Source organism: Streptomyces sp. NBC_01267 (genome assembly GCF_036241575.1).
Lineage (GTDB): Bacteria > Actinomycetota > Actinomycetes > Streptomycetales > Streptomycetaceae > Streptomyces.
Genome location: NZ_CP108455.1, coordinates 2,375,440 through 2,394,125, shown reverse-complemented (window position 1 = coordinate 2,394,125; position 18,686 = coordinate 2,375,440). Strand labels below are relative to the sequence as shown.

Below are 18,686 nucleotides of genomic sequence, written 5' to 3'. Positions count from 1 at the left end.
CGGCCGTGCGCCCGCGTCGGACGGCCGCGCCCGCCATGCCGCCGCACGACGCCGTTCGCGACGAGTCCGTACGCCGTCGCCCCGGGCGCCACTGCTTCTGCGCGCGGAGGCGCTGTTTCCGGCTGCGCCGAGGGAATCGGTGGGGAGGGCTGCGCCGGTCGAGCGGGTCGAGTGTGCAGATCTTGGTGTTCCAGATCTTGGTGTTCCAGGTCGGGGTGGCACGGGTCGGGATGGCACGGGTCGAGGTGGCACGGGTCGGGGTGGCACAGGTCGGGATAGCGGTCCGGGTGGTCCCGGCCCCGGCGGTTCAGGTCCGGGTGGTCCCGGGGTTTCGGGTGCGGCGGGTGCGGCGGGTGCGCCAAGTACGCCGGGTGGTTCGGCTGCAACCGGTGGGGCGCGTGCGGGGGTTGCCGCAGGCGGGCCGGGCGTATCCGCGGCGCCCTCGTCGGCCGGCAGAATCGGCGCGGCCGTGACCGGCGCCGGGGCAGCGCTGCGTGAGCGTCTGCCGTTATGGGCGCAGGCGCGGTGCGGACTCGCTCCCCGGACACTCGCCGCGCTGGCTGCCGTCCTCGTGGTGGCCGTGGTCTTCGCCGTCCAGCACTTCTGGACCGGACGCCCCCAATCCGTCAGAGCTCCGGAGATGGTCAGCGAGGGGGCGCCCGCTGCCGTTCCGAAGGCGTCAGCCGGGTCAGCGGCACCCGGTCGGCCCCGGCAGCCTGCCGGCGCCGGGCCGACCGGGGCGTCCGCCGCACGGATCGTCGTGGATGTCAGCGGCAAGGTCCGTAGCCCGGGAATCCAGCGCCTGCCCGCCGGTTCGCGGGTCGCCGACGCCCTGCGGGCGGCCGGCGGGATCAAGGCGGGAGTGGACGCGGTCGGGCTGAACCGGGCACGGGTGCTCACCGACGGCGAGCAGGTCGTCGTCGGTGAGCCGCCCGCACCACAGTCCGCGGTCGGCGGAGGCGCCGCTCCTGCGGGCGGCACCGGCCCGCCGACCGGGGCCGCCGCGGCGCCGGTGAGCCTCAGTACCGCCACTGCGGAGCAGCTCAACACCCTGCCCGGCGTCGGCCCCGTACTGGCTCAGCACATCATCGACTACCGCACCCAGCACGGCGGTTTCGGCTCCGTCGGTGAGCTCCGTGAGGTCAACGGCATCGGTGACCGGCGCTTCTCCGACCTCCAGCCTCTCGTACAGCCATGACACGTTCAGGCGGACCACTGCCAACAGCCGTGGCACGCACCGCAGTCCACGCGGCATCCGGCCACCGGCTCGGCGCGTCCGATCCACGGCAGGAGGGCCCTGTCGATCTGCGGCTGGTGGCGCCCGCACTGGCCGCGTGGGCTGCGGCGGCCCTGGCTGTGGCGGCACCGGGCCGGTGGACGCTCTGTGCGGTCGCGGCCTGCGTCTGTGCGGCAGCGGTGCTGCTGGTGCGCCGGGCCGTCCGGCCGGGAAACCGGCTGAACGCGACCGCCGCGGCGGCGACTCTGCTCTGTGCCGCTGCGGGCGCGGTCTCGGGCGGACTGCACGGGGCCGATGCCCGGCGGGGCCCGGTGCCAGGGCTGGCGCGCCAATCGGCCCGTGTCACAGCGGAGTTGACCGTCACGTCCGATCCCCGTCCGACGCGTCCCCGGATCCGCGGGGACCACGCGGCGCCCCCGTCCTTCGTCCTCGACGCGGAGATCACCCGAGTACGGGCGCCCGGCGGCAGCACGTCCACCGTCCGTACTCCCGTCCTGGTGATCGCCCACTCCGCCGAGTGGCAGCGGCTGCTGCCCACCACCCGGCTGCGGCTGACCGCTCGGCTGGAGGCTCCGCTGTCGGACGACGACCGCATCGCTGCCGTACTGAGCGTGCCGGGCAGGGAGCCCCCGCGCGTCACCGGAGCGCCGACCGGTGTCCAGAGCCTGGCGGGAGACCTGCGTGCCGGGCTGCGGGCGGCGAGCGACGGGCTCGCCCCGGACGCGCGGGCCCTGCTTCCCGGGCTGGTCGTGGGGGACACCTCCAGGATTCCGCCCGACCTCCGCGACGCCTTCCAGACCACCGACCTGACGCACCTGCTCGCGGTGTCGGGAAGTAACCTCACGCTGATCCTGGCTCTGCTGATCGGCCCGCCCGGTGCTGCGCTGCGGGCCGAACGGGGCGGGCTCGCACCGCGGTTCGGCATCCCGCTGCGGGCGACGGCCGTGCTCGGCGGGATACTGACCCTGGCCTTCGTGATCGTGTGCCGACCGGATCCGAGCGTGCTGCGGGCCGCGGCCTGCGGACTCGTCACGCTGCTCGCGATCGGCACGGGGCGCCGGAGATCGCTCATCCCGGCACTGGCCGCAGCGGTACTGCTGCTGGTGCTGTACGACCCCTGGCTGGCCCGCAGTTACGGCTTCGTCCTCTCCGTCCTGGCCACCGGCGCCCTCCTCACCATCGGGCCGACCTGGAGCGCCGCGCTGCAACGGCGCGGAGTGCCGCCGCGGCTCGCCGAGGTGGTCGCGGCGGCAGCCGCCGCACAGGCGGTCTGCGCCCCGGTCATCGTGCTGCTGTCGTCCCGGGTCGGGCTGGTGGCCGTCCCCTGCAATCTCCTCGCCGAACTCGCGGTGGGACCCGCGACGGTCCTCGGCTTCGCCTCTCTGGCGACCGCTCCGGTGTCCACGGCGGTGGCAGGCGTGCTGGCCCGGTGCGCGGGATGGCCGGCCGGGTGGATCGCCGCCGTCGCACGCGGTGGTGCCGCACTTCCCGGCGCGCAGGTCGACTGGCCCGGGGGCCGGTCCGGTGCACTGCTGCTCGCCGTCGTCACGGTGGCCCTCGTGGCCGCCGCCCGAAGGCTGCGCCATCACCCCTGGGTGGCGGCCGTCTGCGTACTGCTGCTGTTCGTCGCCGTGCTGCGGCCCGCTCCGCTCACCCGTGTCGTCACCGGCTGGCCACCTCCCGGCTGGACGTACGCGATGTGTGATGTCGGCCAGGGCGATGCCACTGTGCTGGCGGCAGGTGCGGGGACAGCCGTTGTCATCGACGCGGGCCCGGATCCGCACCTCGTCGACCACTGCCTGCGTGAACTCGGCGTCACCCGTATCCCGCTCCTCCTGCTCACCCACTTCCATGCCGATCATGTGGCCGGGCTGCCCGGCGTACTGCGCGGCCGGGCCGTCGGCACGATCGAGACGACGAACCTCCAGGACCCGCAGGACCAGAGCGCGTCCGTACGGAGAGCGGCAGCGGCGGCGCACATCCCTGTGGTCCGGGCGGGACCGGGGGAGCAGCGCCGTATCGGACAGCTCGGCTGGCAGGTGCTGTGGCCACCGGCCGGACCCGCGCCGGTCCCGGACGGACCGAACGACGCCAGTGTCACCCTGCTCGTGCACGCCGCCGGCCTGACCCTGCTGCTCCCCGGCGATCTGGAACCACCCGCGCAGGAAGCGCTGTTACGGGCCTACCCGGCGCTGCCCCCGGTGGACGTGCTGAAGGTCGCCCATCACGGCTCGGCGTACCAGGACCCCGGCCTGCTGCGTGCCGTCCACCCTCGGCTCGCGCTGATCTCGTGCGGGCAGGACAACCCGTACGGTCACCCGGCCCCGCGTACGGTCGCGGCCCTGCGCGCGGGCGGCGCCACCGTGCTGCGTACCGACACGGACGGCTCCATCGCGGTGACGGGCACGGGGCCCGCGCTGCGCGCCATACCCAACGGAGGCTGACCGGCGACGGCGATGGCGACGGCGACGGCGATGGCGATGGCGATGGCGACGGCGATGGCAGCGGCCGCTCTCGGACGTCGGTCGTACGGCGTGACCTGGACGCCTGCCGTGCGGCGGGACCCGGACGGCTGCCCCGAGGTCCTCGCACGTAGACCCGAGGCCTCCGCACGTAGACCCGAGGACTCCGCGCGGCAGCACCGGGTGCCGGTGCTGCGGGACGTCTCCGGCGGTACGGGTTCGTCCACTTCGCAGGGAGTACAAGTCGTGACAGGTGACGCCAACCCCCACGACCAGCACAGTTTGCCCAGAACGCCCCCACAATGATCGAATGTCTATTCGTCAACGGGTCGCCGCCCCGACAACGACGTCCTGCTGTGCGTGCGACCGAGGATCGGTCCTACGCACGGGGGTTCGTGAAAAGTGTTCAGCCGTTGGTTTGGCAGCAGGTCCACCGGCGTCGCCCGCAGCGGCGGCCTCCTCGGAGAGCTGACGGTCCCCGAGCGCGGGGGCGTGCTCACCTGCCGGGTGCTCGATCCGGTCAACGAGCCTGTGCAGCAGGCCGAGTTCGTCCTCACCGACAGGATGGGCCGCAGGACCGTGGGCGGTGAGACCGACCCGTACGGCTCCGTGTTCACCACCGTCCCCGCCGGTGAGTACCGGCTCGCCGTCACCGCCGAGGGCTTCACCCCCTTCCACGGGAACGTCACCGTGACCGAGGGCGGTCACGCCGCCATGGGCGGGGTGACCCTCCAGATCGCCCAGCCCCCCACGCTGCCGGAACCCGGCGAGTGGGAGATCGAGCCGACGCACTCGCACATCAGCTTCACCGCCCGGCACATCGGGATGGCGCGTATCCACGGCCGTTTCAACACCTTCGCCGGAGCGGTCAGGATCGCGGACCACATGGAGCAGTCGGCCATGCACGTGATCATCGACGCGGCGTCCATCGACACCAACGTCCAGATGCGCGACGACCATCTGCGCTCCGGCGACTTCCTCGACGTGGCGCACTTCCCGACGCTGGAGTTCTACAGCGAGCGCTTCGTCCACCGCGGCGGCAGCCGTTGGGGCGTGACCGGCGCGCTCACCCTGCACGGTGTCAGCCGCACCGTCACGCTCGACACGCAGTACCTGGGCATCGGCAACGGCATGGAGGGCGAGATCCGCGCCGCCTGCCGGGCCACCACCGAACTGCACCGGGAGGACTTCACCGTCACCTGGCAGACCATGCTGGCCCGGGGTATCGCGGCGGTCGGCAACAGCGTCACCATCGACCTGGACATCCAGATCGTGAAGAAGGCCGCCCCGAACACGCCCTGACGGGACAAACTCTTAGCCAGGCCAGGCCTGGCCAGGCCAGGCCAGGCCAGGGCCGCGCCTCAGGGCGTCTCCAGCCACCCTTCGTACTCCGCCGCGAAGGTGTCCAGCTCGGCGGGGGCCAGCCGCCCGTCCGGATCCTCGACGACGACCAGCCACTGCGCGTCCTCGGCGTCGTCCTCACCGGCCAGCGCGTCCCGTACGAGCTGGGGCTCCTGGCTCACCCCGAAACGGTCGGCGAGTTCCCCCGCCACCTCCTCCGCGGTGTCGCGGTCCGGCAGCACCAGCACATGTCTCACATCGCTCACCTGGCCATTCTCCGCCACGTACGGGAGTGTCAGTGCCCCGTGGGATGCTGGACCGCGATGATCCGCAAACAGAGCCAGCAGAATTCCGCCGACGACGTCCTCGCACCCGTCACCCTCGCCGTCGGGCAGGAGGACCTGCTGCTCGACCGCGCGGTGCAGCAGGTGGTCGCAGCCGCCCGTGCCGCCGACGCCGACACGGACGTCCGGGATCTCACGTCCGACCAGCTCCAGCCCGGCACGCTCGCCGAGCTGACCAGCCCTTCGCTCTTCGCGGAGCGCAAGGTCGTGATCGTGCGGAACGCGCAGGACCTCTCGGCCGACACGATCAAGGACGTCAAGGACTACCTGGGCGCTCCCGCCGAGGAGATCACCCTGGTGCTTCTCCATGCGGGAGGGGCCAAGGGCAAGGGACTGCTGGACGCCGCGCGTAAGGCCGGTGCCCGCGAGGTCGCCTGCCCGAAGACGACCAAGCCCGCGGAGCGGCTCTCCTTCGTACGGTCGGAGTTCCGCGCCCTGGGCCGTTCCGCCACCCCCGAGGCCTGCCAGGCGCTGGTCGATTCGATCGGCAGCGATCTGCGCGAGCTCGCGAGCGCGGCCTCCCAGCTCGTCGCGGACGTCGAGGGCACCATCGACGAGGCCGTCGTCGGCCGCTACTACACGGGCCGAGCCGAGGCGTCCAGCTTCACCGTCGCCGACCGGGCCGTCGAGGGGCGGACCGCCGAAGCGCTGGAGGCGCTGCGCTGGTCGCTGTCGACCGGGGTGGCTCCCGTACTGATCACCAGCGCGCTGGCCCAAGGGGTCCGCGCCATCGGCAAGCTCTCCTCGGCGCGTGGCGGCCGTCCCGCCGATCTCGCGCGCGAGCTGGGAATGCCGCCGTGGAAGATCGACCGGGTGCGCCAGCAGATGCGCGGCTGGACACCGGACGGGGTCGCGCTCGCGCTGCTGGCCGTCGCCGAGGCCGACGCGGGGGTCAAGGGCGGCGGCGACGATCCGGAGTACGCGCTGGAGAAGGCCGTGGTCACGGTGGCCCGCGCGGCCCGCCTCCGGCGTTAGGGCCTGTCCGACCGCGCCCCCTAGCAGACGCCCCGAGCAGGCGCCCCGAGCAGCCGCCCCGACCACGCGCCGGAGCACGCGCCGGGGGACGCGCACCACGCACGCCGAAGGCCCCGCTCCCGTCCTGGGGAAGGACGGCAGCGGGGCCTTCGGCTCAAGCATCTGTGCGCCGCACCCGCGTGGCGAACGCAGGCCGTGTGCGGCGCGGGGTGTCGTACCGGAGCGGGTAGAGGGACCGCTGGGTCCGGGACGACGGCTGGGCTCGGAGAGCCCGTCATGCGAAGTCAGTCGGACGGAACGTCGGACCGAATCGTTCAGGCAGCGAGACCGGCAACGCGCTTGGCGATGGCCGACTTCTTGTTGGCAGCGGCGTTCTTGTGGATGACGCCCTTGCTGACAGCCTTGTCGAGCTGCTGCGAGGCCAGACGAGCGGCCACGGTGGCCTTCTCGACGTCGCCCGCGACAGCGGCCTCACGGGCCTTGCGGATCGCGGTCTTGAGCGACGACTTGACGGCCTTGTTACGCAGGCGCGCCTTCTCGTTGGTCTTGTTCCGCTTGATCTGGGACTTGATGTTCGCCACGAAAGAGCCTTTTCAGGTTCGATTGAATTTCGATGAGTGCCCCACGCCGACCCGTACGGATCCGGTTCAGCGGTTTCGGGTGACCGATGCGCGTCGACGGACTCGTGCGAAGGGGGCAGGAGGCACAGCTGACCACGGTATCAGCCGTCCACCCACCAGCCCAAAACGGGCTCCGGTGCCCAGTCGTGGGACCATGGCAGCTACGTATCGATCCGCCATCGCCCGAGACGAGACGCCCCGCGTCTCAAGAATCAGGACCTTGCGTGCCCGCGACTCCTACCCACGTGCCCGAGCCGAGCCGTACCGACCCGGCGCTGATCCGCAATTTCTGCATCATCGCGCACATCGACCACGGCAAGTCGACCCTTGCCGACCGGATGCTTCAGCTGACCGGTGTGGTCGACCAGCGGCAGATGCGCGCTCAGTACCTCGACCGTATGGACATCGAGCGTGAGCGCGGCATCACGATCAAGTCCCAGGCGGTCCGGCTGCCCTGGGCGCCCACCACGGGCGACGGCCAGGGCAAGACCCATGTCCTGAACATGATCGACACCCCTGGTCACGTGGACTTCACCTATGAGGTCTCCCGCTCCCTCGCGGCATGCGAGGGCACGGTTCTGCTGGTGGACGCCGCCCAGGGCATCGAGGCCCAGACTCTCGCCAACCTCTATCTGGCGATGGAGAACGACCTCACGATCGTTCCGGTGCTCAACAAGATCGACCTGCCGGCCGCGCAGCCCGAGAAGTTCTCCGAGGAGCTGGCGAACCTCATCGGCTGCCAGCCGGAGGATGTGCTGAAGGTCTCGGCCAAGACCGGCGTCGGGGTGGATGCCCTGCTCGACCGCGTCGTCAAGGACGTCCCGGCCCCGATCGGCGCGGCCGACGCCCCGGCCCGCGCGATGATCTTCGACTCGGTCTACGACTCCTACCGCGGCGTCGTGACGTACGTCCGGGTCATCGACGGCTCGCTCAACAAGCGCGAGCGCATCCGGATGATGTCCACCAACGCCACCCACGAACTGCTGGAGATCGGCGTCTCCTCGCCGGAGATGACCCCCTCCGACGGTCTGGGCGTCGGCGAGGTCGGCTACATCATCACCGGTGTGAAGGACGTCAGGCAGTCCAAGGTCGGTGACACCATCACCTCCCTGCACAAGGGCGCCACCGAGGCGCTGGGCGGCTACAAGGACCCCAAGCCGATGGTGTTCTCGGGGCTCTACCCGCTGGACGGCTCGGACTACCCGGACCTGCGCGAGGCCCTGGAGAAGCTCCAGCTCAACGACGCGGCGCTGGTGTACGAACCGGAGACCTCGGCGGCGCTGGGCTTCGGCTTCCGCGTCGGCTTCCTCGGGCTGCTCCACCTCGACGTGGTCCGGGAGCGGCTGGAGCGCGAGTTCAACCTGGAGCTCATCGCCACCGCCCCCAACGTGGTCTACCGCGTGGAGATGGAGGACGGTACCGAGCACACCGTCACCAACCCGAGCGAGTTCCCCGAGGGCAAGATCGACAAGGTGCACGAGCCGGTCGTCCGCGCCACGGTGCTGGCCCCCAGCGAGTTCATCGGCGCGATCATGGAGCTCTGCCAGAACCGGCGCGGCGCCCTGCTCGGCATGGACTACCTCTCCGAGGACCGCGTAGAGATCCGCTACACCCTGCCGCTCGCCGAGATCGTCTTCGACTTCTTCGACCAGCTGAAGTCCAAGACCCGCGGCTACGCCTCGCTCGACTACGAGCCCACCGGCGAGCAGAGCGCCCAGCTCGTCAAGGTCGACATCCTGCTGCACGGCGACAAGGTCGACGCCTTCTCCGCCGTCACGCACAAGGACAAGGCGTACGCGTACGGGGTGCGGCTCGTCGCCAAGCTGCAGAAGCTCATTCCCCGGCAGAACTTCGAGGTGCCGATCCAGGCGGCCATCGGCGCCCGGGTCATCGCCCGTGAGACCGTCCGCGCCATCCGCAAGGACGTCCTCGCCAAGTGCTACGGCGGTGACATCTCCCGTAAGCGGAAGCTGCTGGAGAAGCAGAAGGAAGGCAAGAAGCGGATGAAGATGGTCGGCAACGTGGAGGTCCCGCAGGAGGCCTTCATCGCGGTGCTGTCCACCGACGAGTCCGGCGAGGCCAAGAAGAAGTAGCCGGAGCAGAACAGCGGCCTGGCGCAGTGGACCAGGTCGTAACCCGGAGGGCGGAACGCGCAGGCGGTTCCGTGCACCGGGCTGACGGGCCCCCGTACCTCGGTGCGGGGGCCCGTTCGTTATGAAGCACACGCCTGCTCCCCCTTACGTGGCGGACACTGGCGCTCTACTCTGATCCTTAGTTACTCGCCAGTTAAATACCAGCCACCAGCCAGTCGTGCAGTGCTGCCCGTAGGCCCGGAGGACGACGTCGTGAGCGACACCCAGACCTTGATCGATAACCGGCCGCCCTCCGTGGCGACCCTTTTCACCCAGCGGGTTGCCGACACGCCCGATGCCGAGGCGTACCGCTATCCGGTGCCCGCCGCTTCCGGTGACGGACCCGACGAGTGGAAGTCGCTGAGCTGGGGGCAGGCCGCGGAGCGGGTGTACGCCGTCGCGGCCGGTCTGATCGACCTCGGCGTCGCCCCGGAGGAGCGCGTCGCGCTCGCCTCCGGCACCCGGGTCGAATGGATACTGGCCGACCTCGGCGTGATGTGCGCGGGCGCGGCGACCACCACGATCTACCCGTCGACGAACACCGAGGAGTCCGCGTACATCCTCTCCGACTCCGAGAGCCGGGTGCTGATCGCGGAGGACGCCGTACAGCTGGCCAAGGCGCGGGAGCGGCGGGCCGAGCTGCCGGACCTCCGCCATGTCGTGGTGATCGACGCCGCGGGCCTGGAGCCCGACGAGAGCGGCTGGGTGCTGACGCTGGCCGAGCTGGAGGCCCGCGGAGCGGCGTACCTGGAGAAGAACCCCGGGGCGGTCAAGGAGCGGACCGCGGCCATCACCGCCGACCAGCTGGCCACGCTGATCTACACCTCGGGCACCACGGGCAGGCCCAAGGGCGTACGGCTGCCGCACGACAACTGGTCGTACATGGCCAAGGCCACGGTGGGGACCGGCCTGATCACCAAGGACGACGTCCAGTACCTCTGGCTGCCGCTCGCTCACGTCTTCGGCAAGGTGCTGACCTCCGGGCAGATCGAGGTCGGCCATGTGACCGCCGTCGACGGCCGGGTGGACAAGATCATCGAGAACCTTCCGGTGGTGCAGCCGACCTACATGGCCGCGGTCCCGCGGATATTCGAGAAGGTCTACAACGGGGTCGCCGCCAAGGCACGGGCCGGTGGCCCCGCAAAGTACAAGATCTTCCAGTGGGCCGCCGAGGTGGCGCGCGAGTACGCGAAGGTCACCCAGGACAACTACCGGCACACCGGCACCACCTCGGCGCCGTTCGCGCTCACGGCCAAGCACAAGGTCGCCGACGCACTCGTGTACTCCAAGATCCGCGAGGCGTTCGGCGGCCGGCTGCGCGCCTGTGTCTCGGGTTCGGCCGCGCTCGCTCCCGACATAGGGCTCTTCTTCGCCGGCGCCGGTATCCACATCCTGGAGGGGTACGGCCTCACGGAGTCCAGCGCCGCCTCCTTCGTCAACCCGGGCGAGGCCTACCGCACCGGCACGGTCGGCAAGCCGCTGCCCGGCACCGAGGTACGGATCGCCGACGACGGCGAGATCATGCTCCGCGGCCCCGGCATCATGGCGGGCTACCACCGGCTGCCCGAGAAGACCGCCGAGGTGCTGGAGTCCGACGGCTGGTTCCACACCGGCGACATCGGCGAGCTGTCGTCCGACGGCTATCTGCGGATCACCGACCGCAAGAAGGACCTGATCAAGACGTCGGGCGGCAAGTACATCGCACCGGCCGAGGTCGAGGGACAGTTCAAGGCCGTCTGCCCGTTCGTCTCCAACATCCTGGTGCACGGCGCGGACCGGAACTTCTGTACGGCCCTGATCTCGCTCGACGAGCCGACCATCATGGGCTGGGCGCAGGAGAACGGCCTCGGCGGCCGGACGTACGCCGAGGTGGTGGCCACCAAGCAGGTCGAGTCGCTGATCGGCGGCTATGTGAAGGAGCTCAACGAAGGGCTCCAGCGCTGGCAGACCGTCAAGAAGTTCCGGCTGCTGCCGCGCGATCTGGACATCGAGCACGGTGAGCTGACGCCCAGCCTCAAACTGAAGAGGCCGGTCGTCGAGCGGGAGTACAAGGCGCTCATCGACGACATGTACGCGGGGGCGCGCGAGGCGTAGACGCGGGCTCGCGGGGCTCCTGGGGCGGACGGGCCGGTCCGGGCCCCGCTCACGCCCTGCGCCCGGTGCGCTCCGGCGCGCGCGGGCGCACCCGTGCCACCCCGCTGACCTGTGTGTTTGGCATCCGGCGTCACCCAGTTCAGTGACTCGGCGCATATGGGCGGGCTCAGTCTGTCACTCTGGCGGTGCCGTAAGCGGCACAACGTCAGATCTGGTCAGGGAGCCGCACTGTGGTGTCCATTCCCGTGCAGAGGGAGACAGCGGTCCGCTCCGCACGCCCTCCCGGACCACCACCGGTCGCCGCACCGTCCGTGGTGGTCCGCACCAGCCTGCCCGGCAACCAACTGGCCGCGTCCGCCGCGCGCCGGTTCGTGCGTGCCGCGCTCGCCGACTGGACCGCGCTCGGGCTGCCGACCGCCACCGGGTTCACCGACCAGCTCGCCGACGACGCGGTGCTCATCGTCAGCGAACTCGTCACCAACGCCGTGGTGCACGCGGGTACCACGGTCGACCTGCTCGTCCGCCTGGAGGAGGCGCTCGCCGACGAGCCGCCCGCGCTGGTCGTCGAGATCTCCGACCACCACCCCGCGCGCGCGGTGCGCAACGAACCGGAGGCGCAGCAGGACCCCGGCATCCCCGAGTACGGACGCGGACTGCGGCTCGTCTCGGCCCTGGCCGAGAGCTGGGGCATCACGTACCACACCGGCCGCAAGACCGTCTGGACCAGGCTGCCGGTCGGCGACGGTGACCCGCACCCGGCCCCCGGCAGTGACCAGCGGCTCCAGTGGGGCCTGCGGGCCGCCGAGATCCTGGCTCCCGCGCCCCGGCGTGCGCCGGGGGACGACCGGGAGTGGAGCAGCGGGGGCGCGCTGTCGTTCCTCGCCGAGGCCTCGGAACTGCTCGCCGGACAGTTCGACGAGGACATGATCGCCGCGCTCGCCGGGCAGCTCCTGGTGCCCAGGCTCGGCGACTGGTGCGCCGTCTGGCTGGACCCGGAGGCGGGCGGCCCGGGGCGCAGGCCGCGGCTCTCCCGGGTCTGGCACACCAAGGAGAACCGGATCGACGAACTGCGGGCCGCGCTGGAGAGGGAACCCCCGAAGCTGCCGGAGTCCGCCCGCGGTGCGGGCGTGCCCGTGCCGTGGCCGGGTCTGAACGAGCCCCCCGGGGCCACCGGTGGCGCCGGAGCCGCCGGGACGGACGGGGTGGCGCTCGGCTACCGGCTGCTCGCGGCCGGCCGGCCGCTGGGCACCCTGCTGCTCGGCCGGACCGGACTCCAGCGCGCCTCCGAGGAGGTGAGCGGCCTGGTCGAGGACTTCGCGCGACGGGTCGCCCTGGCGATCGCCGCCGCCCGCCAGTACACCCGGCAGGCCACCATCAGCCGGGTGCTCCAGCGCGGACTGCTGCCCAGCAGCGTCGCGGAGATCCCCGGTGTCGACAGCGCCCTGGTCTACGAGCCGCGCGGCGAGGGCGTCGTCGGCGGCGACTTCTACGATGTCTTCCCCGGCGACGCCGCAGGGGGCCGCTGGTGCTTCGCCCTCGGCGACGTCCAGGGCAGCGGCCCCGAGGCGGCGGTCGTCACCGGCCTCGCCAGACCCTGGCTGCGGCTGCTCGCCCGGGAGGGCTACCAGGTCTCCGGTGTGCTCGACCGGCTCAACAAACTGCTCCTCGACGACGCGATGGAGACGGCCGAGGCGGCGGCCCGGATGGTCGCGGTGGCCGGTGGCCAGGACATGCCCGAGGACCCCCAGTCCCGCTTCCTCTCGCTGCTCTACGGCGAACTGGTGCCGCTCGCCGGAGGCGGCGTGCGCTGCACCCTCTCCAGCGCCGGCCACCCGCTGCCGCTGCTGCTGCGCCCGGACGGCACGGTACGGCCGGCGGCGGCCCCGCAGATGCTGCTCGGCGTGATCGAGGGGGTCGCGTACGAGAGCGAGACGTTCGACCTGCTGCCCGGCGACACCCTGCTCTGTGTCACCGACGGCGTCACCGAGCGGCGGGCGGGTCCGCGCATGTTCGATGACGGTGACGGACTGGCGACCGAGCTGGCGGACTGCACGGGACTGACCGCGCAGGGGGTCGCCGAGCGGATCAAGCACGCGGTGTACGCATTCGGCATCGAGCCCCTCGACGACGACCTGGCGCTGCTGGTGCTGCGGGCGGAGTGACGCGGGTAGAAGCCGTGTTCCGGAAGTCCCGTCTGCCCCGCGGCGTCCGGTACGCACCTGCGTGGGCCGGGCGGCCCGCGAGCCGAGTGACAATGGGGACATGCCTTCCGTACTGCCCGATGGTGAACCCGTGCCCGAAGACGGGGCGCTGCCCGGTCATGCCCTGGAGGGCGCGGGTGACCGGCCGCTCGGCTTCTACCTGCATGTGCCCTACTGCGCGACGCGCTGCGGGTACTGCGACTTCAACACCTACACCGCCACCGAACTGCGCGGCTCGGGCGGCGTGCTGGCCTCCCGGGACAACTACGCGTCGACCCTCACCGAAGAGGTCCGGCTGGCCCGGAAGGTGCTCGGCGACGACCCGCGGCCGGTCAGCACGGTCTTCGTCGGCGGCGGTACGCCGACCCTGCTCGACGCCGCCGACCTGGTACGGATGCTCGCCGCCGTCCGGGACGAGTTCGGCCTCGCCGAGAACGCCGAGATCACCACCGAGGCGAATCCGGAGTCCGTCGGCCCCGAGTACCTGGCGACCCTGCGGGCCGGGGGCTTCAACCGGATCTCGTTCGGGATGCAGAGCGCCCGGCAGCACGTACTGAAGATCCTCGACCGCACGCACACCCCCGGACGGCCCGAGGCGTGCGTCGCGGAAGCACGGGCCGCGGGCTTCGACCACGTCAACCTCGACCTGATCTACGGCACACCGGGGGAGTCCGACGACGACTGGCGGGCCTCGCTGGACGCGGCCGTCGGCGCGGGCCCCGACCACGTCTCCGCGTACGCGCTGATCGTCGAGGAGGGCACCCAGCTGGCCCGCCGGATCCGGCGCGGCGAGGTCCCGATGACGGACGACGACGAACACGCCGACCGCTATCTGATCGCCGATTCCGTGCTCTCCGACGCGGGCTTCTCCTGGTACGAGGTGTCCAACTGGGCCACCACCGAAGCGGGCCGCTGCCTGCACAACGAGCTGTACTGGCGCGGCGCGGACTGGTGGGGCGCAGGCCCCGGCGCGCACAGCCATGTGGGCGGCGTGCGCTGGTGGAACGTGAAGCACCCCGGCGCGTACGCGGCAGCCCTGGCGTCCGGGAAGTCTCCGGGCGCGGGCCGCGAGATCCTGCCCGCCGAGGACCGCCGGGTGGAGCGCATCCTGCTGGAACTGCGCCTGCGCGAGGGCTGCCCGCTGTCCGTCCTGGCCCCGGCGGGCCTGGCGGCCTCCCGGCGCGCACTGGCGGACGGACTGCTGGAGGCGGAGGCGTACGGGGCGGGACGCGCGGTACTCACCCTGCGGGGGCGGCTGCTGGCGGACGCGGTGGTCCGGGACCTGGTCGACTGAGGCCTGGTCGCCCTGCGCGCGGGCCGCCCGTGTCCGGGCGGAGTCCTGTGCGCGGGCCGTCCGTACGGGGGCTCCGCCCGGACCCCGCTCCTCAAACGCCGGAGGGGCTGGAATCAGCTGTGACGAAGTCGATCAGCTCCTCCACCCGCCCCAGCAGCTCCGGCTCCAGATCCCGGTAGGACCGCACGCAGGAGAGAATCCGCTGCCAGGCCGCCCCGGTGTTCTCCGGCCACCCCAGCGCCCGGCAGACCCCCGTCTTCCAGTCCTGTCCGCGCGGCACCCGCGGCCACCCCGGGATCCCCACCGACGACGGCTTCACCGCCTCCCAGACGTCGATGTACGGGTGCCCCACGACCAGCGCGTGGTCGCCGGTGACCTCCGCGGCGATCCGGGACTCCTTGGAGCCGGGCACCAGGTGGTCGACCAGCACACCCAGCCGCGCGTCCGCCGCGGGGCCGAACTCCGCCACGATCGAGGGGAGATCGTCGATGCCCTCCAGGTACTCGACGACGACCCCTTCGATCCGCAGGTCGTCACCCCACACCCGCTCCACCAGCTCGGCGTCGTGCCGCCCCTCCACATAGATCCGCCCGGCCCGCGCGACCCGGGCGCGGGCCCCGGGGACCGCCACCGACCCGGAGGCCGTACGCAACGGGCGCACCGGAGCCGCGGTGGGGCGCACCAGGGTGACCGGGCGGCCCTCCAGCAGGAAACCGCGCGGCCCCATCGGGAACACCCGGTGCTTGCCGAACCGGTCCTCCAGCGTGACCGTCGGCCCCTCGGCCGTCTTCTCGCACCGGATCACCGCACCGCAGAACCCGGTGGCGATCTCCTCGACCACCAGATCGGGCTCGGCCGCGACCTCGCGGGCGGGCGTCTGCTTCTTCCACGGCGGCGTGAGGTCCGGGCTGTAGCTGCGCATTCCGCAGACGCTACGACACCCCGGAGCGCGCTGCCAGCACATCCCGCTGGGCGCGGACGAAGGCCGCGTCGACCACGGCCCCGTGCCCCGGTACGTACCGCGCGTCCTCGCCGCCCAGCGCCAGCAGCCGGTCCAGCGCCGCGGGCCACTGCGCCGGGAAGGCGTCCGGGCCCGCCTGCGGCTCGCCCGACTCCTCGACCAGATCGCCGCAGAAGACGACGCCGGGGCTGCCGGGGACGTACAGGGCCAGGTCGTGCCCGGTGTGGCCGGGGCCGCAGTCGGCCAGGACGACCTGCCGTCCGCCCAGGTCCAGCGTCAGTTCGCCGGAGACCATGTGGTGCGGGGCGACCAGATGGGCCACCGCCTCCGCGGCCTGGGACGCCGGGACCCCGTGGCGTACCGCGTCGTGCCGCAGCACCTCGGCCCCACGGGAGTTGCGGGCCAGCAGACCGTCCAGGCCCGCCGCTCCGTAGACCTGGACCCCGGCGAAGGCCGCCGTCCCCAGCACATGGTCGAAGTGCGGGTGGCTCAGTGCGATGTGCGTCACTCTCCGGCCGCCGAGAAGCGCCTCGGCGGCGATGCGGATCTCCCGGCCCTCGCGGAGCGTCGAGCCGGTGTCGTACAGCAGCGCGGCGTCCGTCCCGGCCACCAGTCCGACCGTCGCGTCCCAGCCGGGGAGACGGCGCCGGCCGACATCCGCCGCCAGGTGTTCCCAGCCGGAGTCTTCCCAAGGGGCGTCCATGCGGCGACGCTATCCCGGACGGCAGGTACCGGCGCGACGGCGTGACGGGCTGCCCTTGCCAGCGGTGAACCTCTCCGCCGTACACTGGGTGGTCATTGGCACTCGAACGCACAGAGTGCCAAGAAGGCTCCGAGATCGACAGCTGGAGGTGTGCGCGGGTGCTCAGCGAACGCAGACTCGAAGTGTTGCGCGCCATCGTCCAGGACTATGTGGGCACCGAGGAGCCCGTCGGCTCCAAGGCGCTCACCGAGCGGCACCGGCTCGGCGTCTCGCCGGCCACGGTCCGCAACGACATGGCGGCCCTGGAGGACGAGGGCTTCATCGCCCAGCCCCACACGAGCGCGGGGCGCATCCCGACGGACAAGGGCTACCGGCTGTTCGTCGACAAGCTCGCGGGCGTCAAACCCCTGTCGTCGCCCGAGCGGCGCGCCATCCAGAACTTCATGGACGGCGCCGTCGACCTCGACGACGTGGTGGGCCGGACGGTGCGGCTGCTCGCGCAGCTGACCCGGCAGGTGGCCGTGGTGCAGTACCCCTCGCTGACCCGCTCCACGGTCCGGCATGTGGAACTGCTCTCACTCGCGCCCGCCCGGCTGATGCTCGTGCTGATCACGGACACCGGACGGGTCGAGCAGCGCATGATCGACTGTCCGGCGCCTTTCGGTGAGACGTCGCTGGCGGATCTCCGGGCCCGGCTCAACGCCCGGGTCGTGGGACGCCGCTTCGCGGACGTACCACAATTGGTGCAGGACCTTCCCGAGTCCTTCGAGCAGGAGGACCGGGGTACGGTTTCCACGGTGCTCGCGACCCTGCTCGAAACCCTGGTCGAGGAGACCGAGGAGCGGTTGATGATCGGCGGTACCGCCAATCTGACCCGTTTCGGACATGACTTCCCACTGACCATCAGGCCGGTGCTGGAAGCACTCGAGGAGCAGGTCGTGCTCCTCAAACTGCTCGGGGAGGACTCGGGCATGACCGTACGCATCGGGCATGAGAATGCCCACGAGGGCCTGACGTCCACCTCGGTCGTCGCCGTCGGCTACGGTTCGGGCGACGAGGCAGTCGCCAAACTCGGCGTGGTCGGACCGACCCGCATGGACTACCCCGGAACGATGGGAGCGGTACGCGCAGTGGCACGTTACGTCGGACAGATCCTGGCGGAGTCGTAAGTGGCCACGGACTACTACGCCATTCTCGGCGTGCGCCGCGACGCTTCCCAGGACGAGATCAAGAAGGCATTCCGCAGGCTGGCGCGTGAGCTCCACCCGGATGTCAATCCCGATCCCAAGACGCAGGAACGCTTCAAGGAGATCAACGCCGCCTACGAGGTGTTGTCGGACCCGCAGAAGAAGCAGGTCTACGACCTCGGCGGCGACCCGCTCTCGCAGGCGGGCGGCGGAGCCGGCGGCTTCGGCCAGGGCGGCTTCGGCAACTTCTCGGACATCATGGACGCGTTCTTCGGTACGGCGTCCCAGCGCGGGCCGAGGTCGCGTACGCGGCGCGGCCAGGACGCGATGATCCGGCTGGAGATCGACCTCAACGAGTCGGCCTTCGGTACGACGAAGGACATCCAGGTCGACACCGCCGTCGTCTGTACGACGTGCAGCGGCGAGGGCGCGGCCCCCGGCACCTCGGCCCAGACCTGTGACATGTGCCGCGGACGCGGTGAGGTCTCGCAGGTCACCCGGTCCTTCCTGGGCCAGGTCATGACCTCGCGGCCCTGCCCGCAGTGTCAGGGCTTCGGTACGGTCGTGCCGACCCCGTGCCCCGAGTGCGCGGGCGACGGGCGCATCCGCTCCCGCCGCACGCTCACCGTCAAGATCCCGGCCGGTGTCGACAACGGCACCCGGATCCAGCTCGCGGGCGAGGGCGAGGTCGGCCCCGGCGGCGGCCCCGCCGGTGACCTGTACGTCGAGATCCACGAGCTGCCGCACGCGGTCTTCCAGCGGCGCGGCGACGATCTGCACTGCACGGTGACCGTCCCCATGACGGCAGCCGCGCTCGGCACGAAGGTGCCGCTGGAGACCCTGGACGCGCTGGAGGAGGTCGACATCCGGCCGGGCACGCAGTCCGGCCAGTCGATCCCGATGCACCAGCGCGGCATCACGCATCTGCGGGGCGGTGGTCGCGGCGACCTGATCGTGCACGTCGAGGTGCTGACCCCGTCGAAACTCGACGCGGAGCAGGAGCGGCTGCTGCGCGAATTCGCGAAGCTGCGCGGCGAGGAACGGCCCACCGGCCAGTTCCAGCCGGGTCAGCAGGGGCTGTTCTCGCGGCTGAAGGACGCGTTCAACGGGCGGTAGCCGTCGGGCTGTCCTTGTG

At 71.6% G+C, this 18,686-nt stretch carries 14 protein-coding genes; 10 read left to right on the top strand and 4 right to left on the bottom strand.

Annotated features, from left to right (window positions below; genetic code table 11):
* Positions 1-574: 574 nt before the first annotated feature.
* From OG709_RS36055 to OG709_RS10990, 3 genes are all read left to right on the top strand, one after another.
* The gene (locus OG709_RS36055; protein WP_443068533.1) at positions 575-1,198 is read left to right on the top strand and encodes a helix-hairpin-helix domain-containing protein; all 624 of its coding nucleotides are present in this window, start codon (positions 575-577) and stop codon (positions 1,196-1,198) included.
* Entirely contained in the window at positions 1,195-3,681 is a 2,487-nt protein-coding gene (locus OG709_RS10995) for a ComEC/Rec2 family competence protein (protein WP_329165836.1), read from the top strand. The genes OG709_RS36055 and OG709_RS10995 overlap by 4 nt, the downstream gene beginning before the upstream one ends.
* A 420-nt stretch (positions 3,682-4,101) precedes the next feature.
* Positions 4,102-5,001: a YceI family protein gene (locus tag OG709_RS10990; RefSeq protein ID WP_250298390.1), complete on the top strand. Its 900-nt coding sequence runs from the start codon at positions 4,102-4,104 to the stop codon at positions 4,999-5,001.
* A 59-nt stretch (positions 5,002-5,060) separates the two neighbouring features.
* Here the strand turns inward: OG709_RS10990 and OG709_RS10985 are convergent, their stop codons facing one another.
* Positions 5,061-5,306 carry a hypothetical protein gene (locus OG709_RS10985; RefSeq protein ID WP_250298389.1) on the bottom strand — a complete coding sequence of 82 codons (246 nt, stop codon included), beginning with the start codon at positions 5,304-5,306 and terminating at the stop codon, positions 5,061-5,063.
* A gap of 57 nt (positions 5,307-5,363) precedes the next feature.
* Between OG709_RS10985 and holA the strand changes: the two genes are divergently transcribed.
* On the top strand, positions 5,364-6,359 hold the full coding sequence (gene holA, locus OG709_RS10980; protein ID WP_250298388.1) for a DNA polymerase III subunit delta: 996 nt from the start codon (positions 5,364-5,366) through the stop codon (positions 6,357-6,359).
* A gap of 314 nt (positions 6,360-6,673) precedes the next feature.
* Here holA and rpsT read toward each other — a convergent pair whose 3' ends face one another.
* Positions 6,674-6,940 (bottom strand): 30S ribosomal protein S20, encoded by a 267-nt coding sequence (gene rpsT / locus OG709_RS10975; RefSeq protein WP_250298387.1) that lies wholly within the window; start codon positions 6,938-6,940, stop codon positions 6,674-6,676.
* Between the two features lie 263 nt (positions 6,941-7,203).
* Here rpsT and lepA point away from each other — a divergent pair, with 263 nt between their 5' ends.
* The 4 genes from lepA (at position 7,204) to hemW (ending at position 14,700) form a co-directional block, all read left to right on the top strand.
* Positions 7,204-9,072 carry a translation elongation factor 4 gene (lepA, locus tag OG709_RS10970; protein ID WP_250298386.1) on the top strand — a complete coding sequence of 623 codons (1,869 nt, stop codon included), beginning with the start codon at positions 7,204-7,206 and terminating at the stop codon, positions 9,070-9,072.
* 252 nt (positions 9,073-9,324) lie between these two features.
* On the top strand, positions 9,325-11,205 hold the full coding sequence (locus OG709_RS10965; protein ID WP_250298385.1) for an AMP-dependent synthetase/ligase: 1,881 nt from the start codon (positions 9,325-9,327) through the stop codon (positions 11,203-11,205).
* Between the two features lie 245 nt (positions 11,206-11,450).
* Entirely contained in the window at positions 11,451-13,367 is a 1,917-nt protein-coding gene (locus OG709_RS10960; protein WP_442815377.1) for a SpoIIE family protein phosphatase, read from the top strand.
* 100 nt (positions 13,368-13,467) lie between these two features.
* On the top strand, positions 13,468-14,700 hold the full coding sequence (gene hemW / locus OG709_RS10955; protein ID WP_250298384.1) for a radical SAM family heme chaperone HemW: 1,233 nt from the start codon (positions 13,468-13,470) through the stop codon (positions 14,698-14,700).
* A gap of 91 nt (positions 14,701-14,791) precedes the next feature.
* Here hemW and OG709_RS10950 read toward each other — a convergent pair whose 3' ends face one another.
* Positions 14,792-15,622, bottom strand: coding sequence for a DUF3097 domain-containing protein (locus tag OG709_RS10950; protein ID WP_266643212.1), 831 nt, complete (start codon positions 15,620-15,622; stop codon positions 14,792-14,794).
* A gap of 10 nt (positions 15,623-15,632) precedes the next feature.
* On the bottom strand, positions 15,633-16,364 hold the full coding sequence (locus OG709_RS10945; RefSeq protein ID WP_250298382.1) for an MBL fold metallo-hydrolase: 732 nt from the start codon (positions 16,362-16,364) through the stop codon (positions 15,633-15,635).
* Between the two features lie 158 nt (positions 16,365-16,522).
* Here OG709_RS10945 and hrcA point away from each other — a divergent pair, with 158 nt between their 5' ends.
* Entirely contained in the window at positions 16,523-17,533 is a 1,011-nt protein-coding gene (gene hrcA, locus OG709_RS10940; RefSeq protein ID WP_250298381.1) for a heat-inducible transcriptional repressor HrcA, read from the top strand.
* Positions 17,534-18,667, top strand: coding sequence for a molecular chaperone DnaJ (gene dnaJ / locus OG709_RS10935; RefSeq protein WP_250298380.1), 1,134 nt, complete (start codon positions 17,534-17,536; stop codon positions 18,665-18,667).
* Positions 18,668-18,686 lie beyond the last annotated feature (19 nt).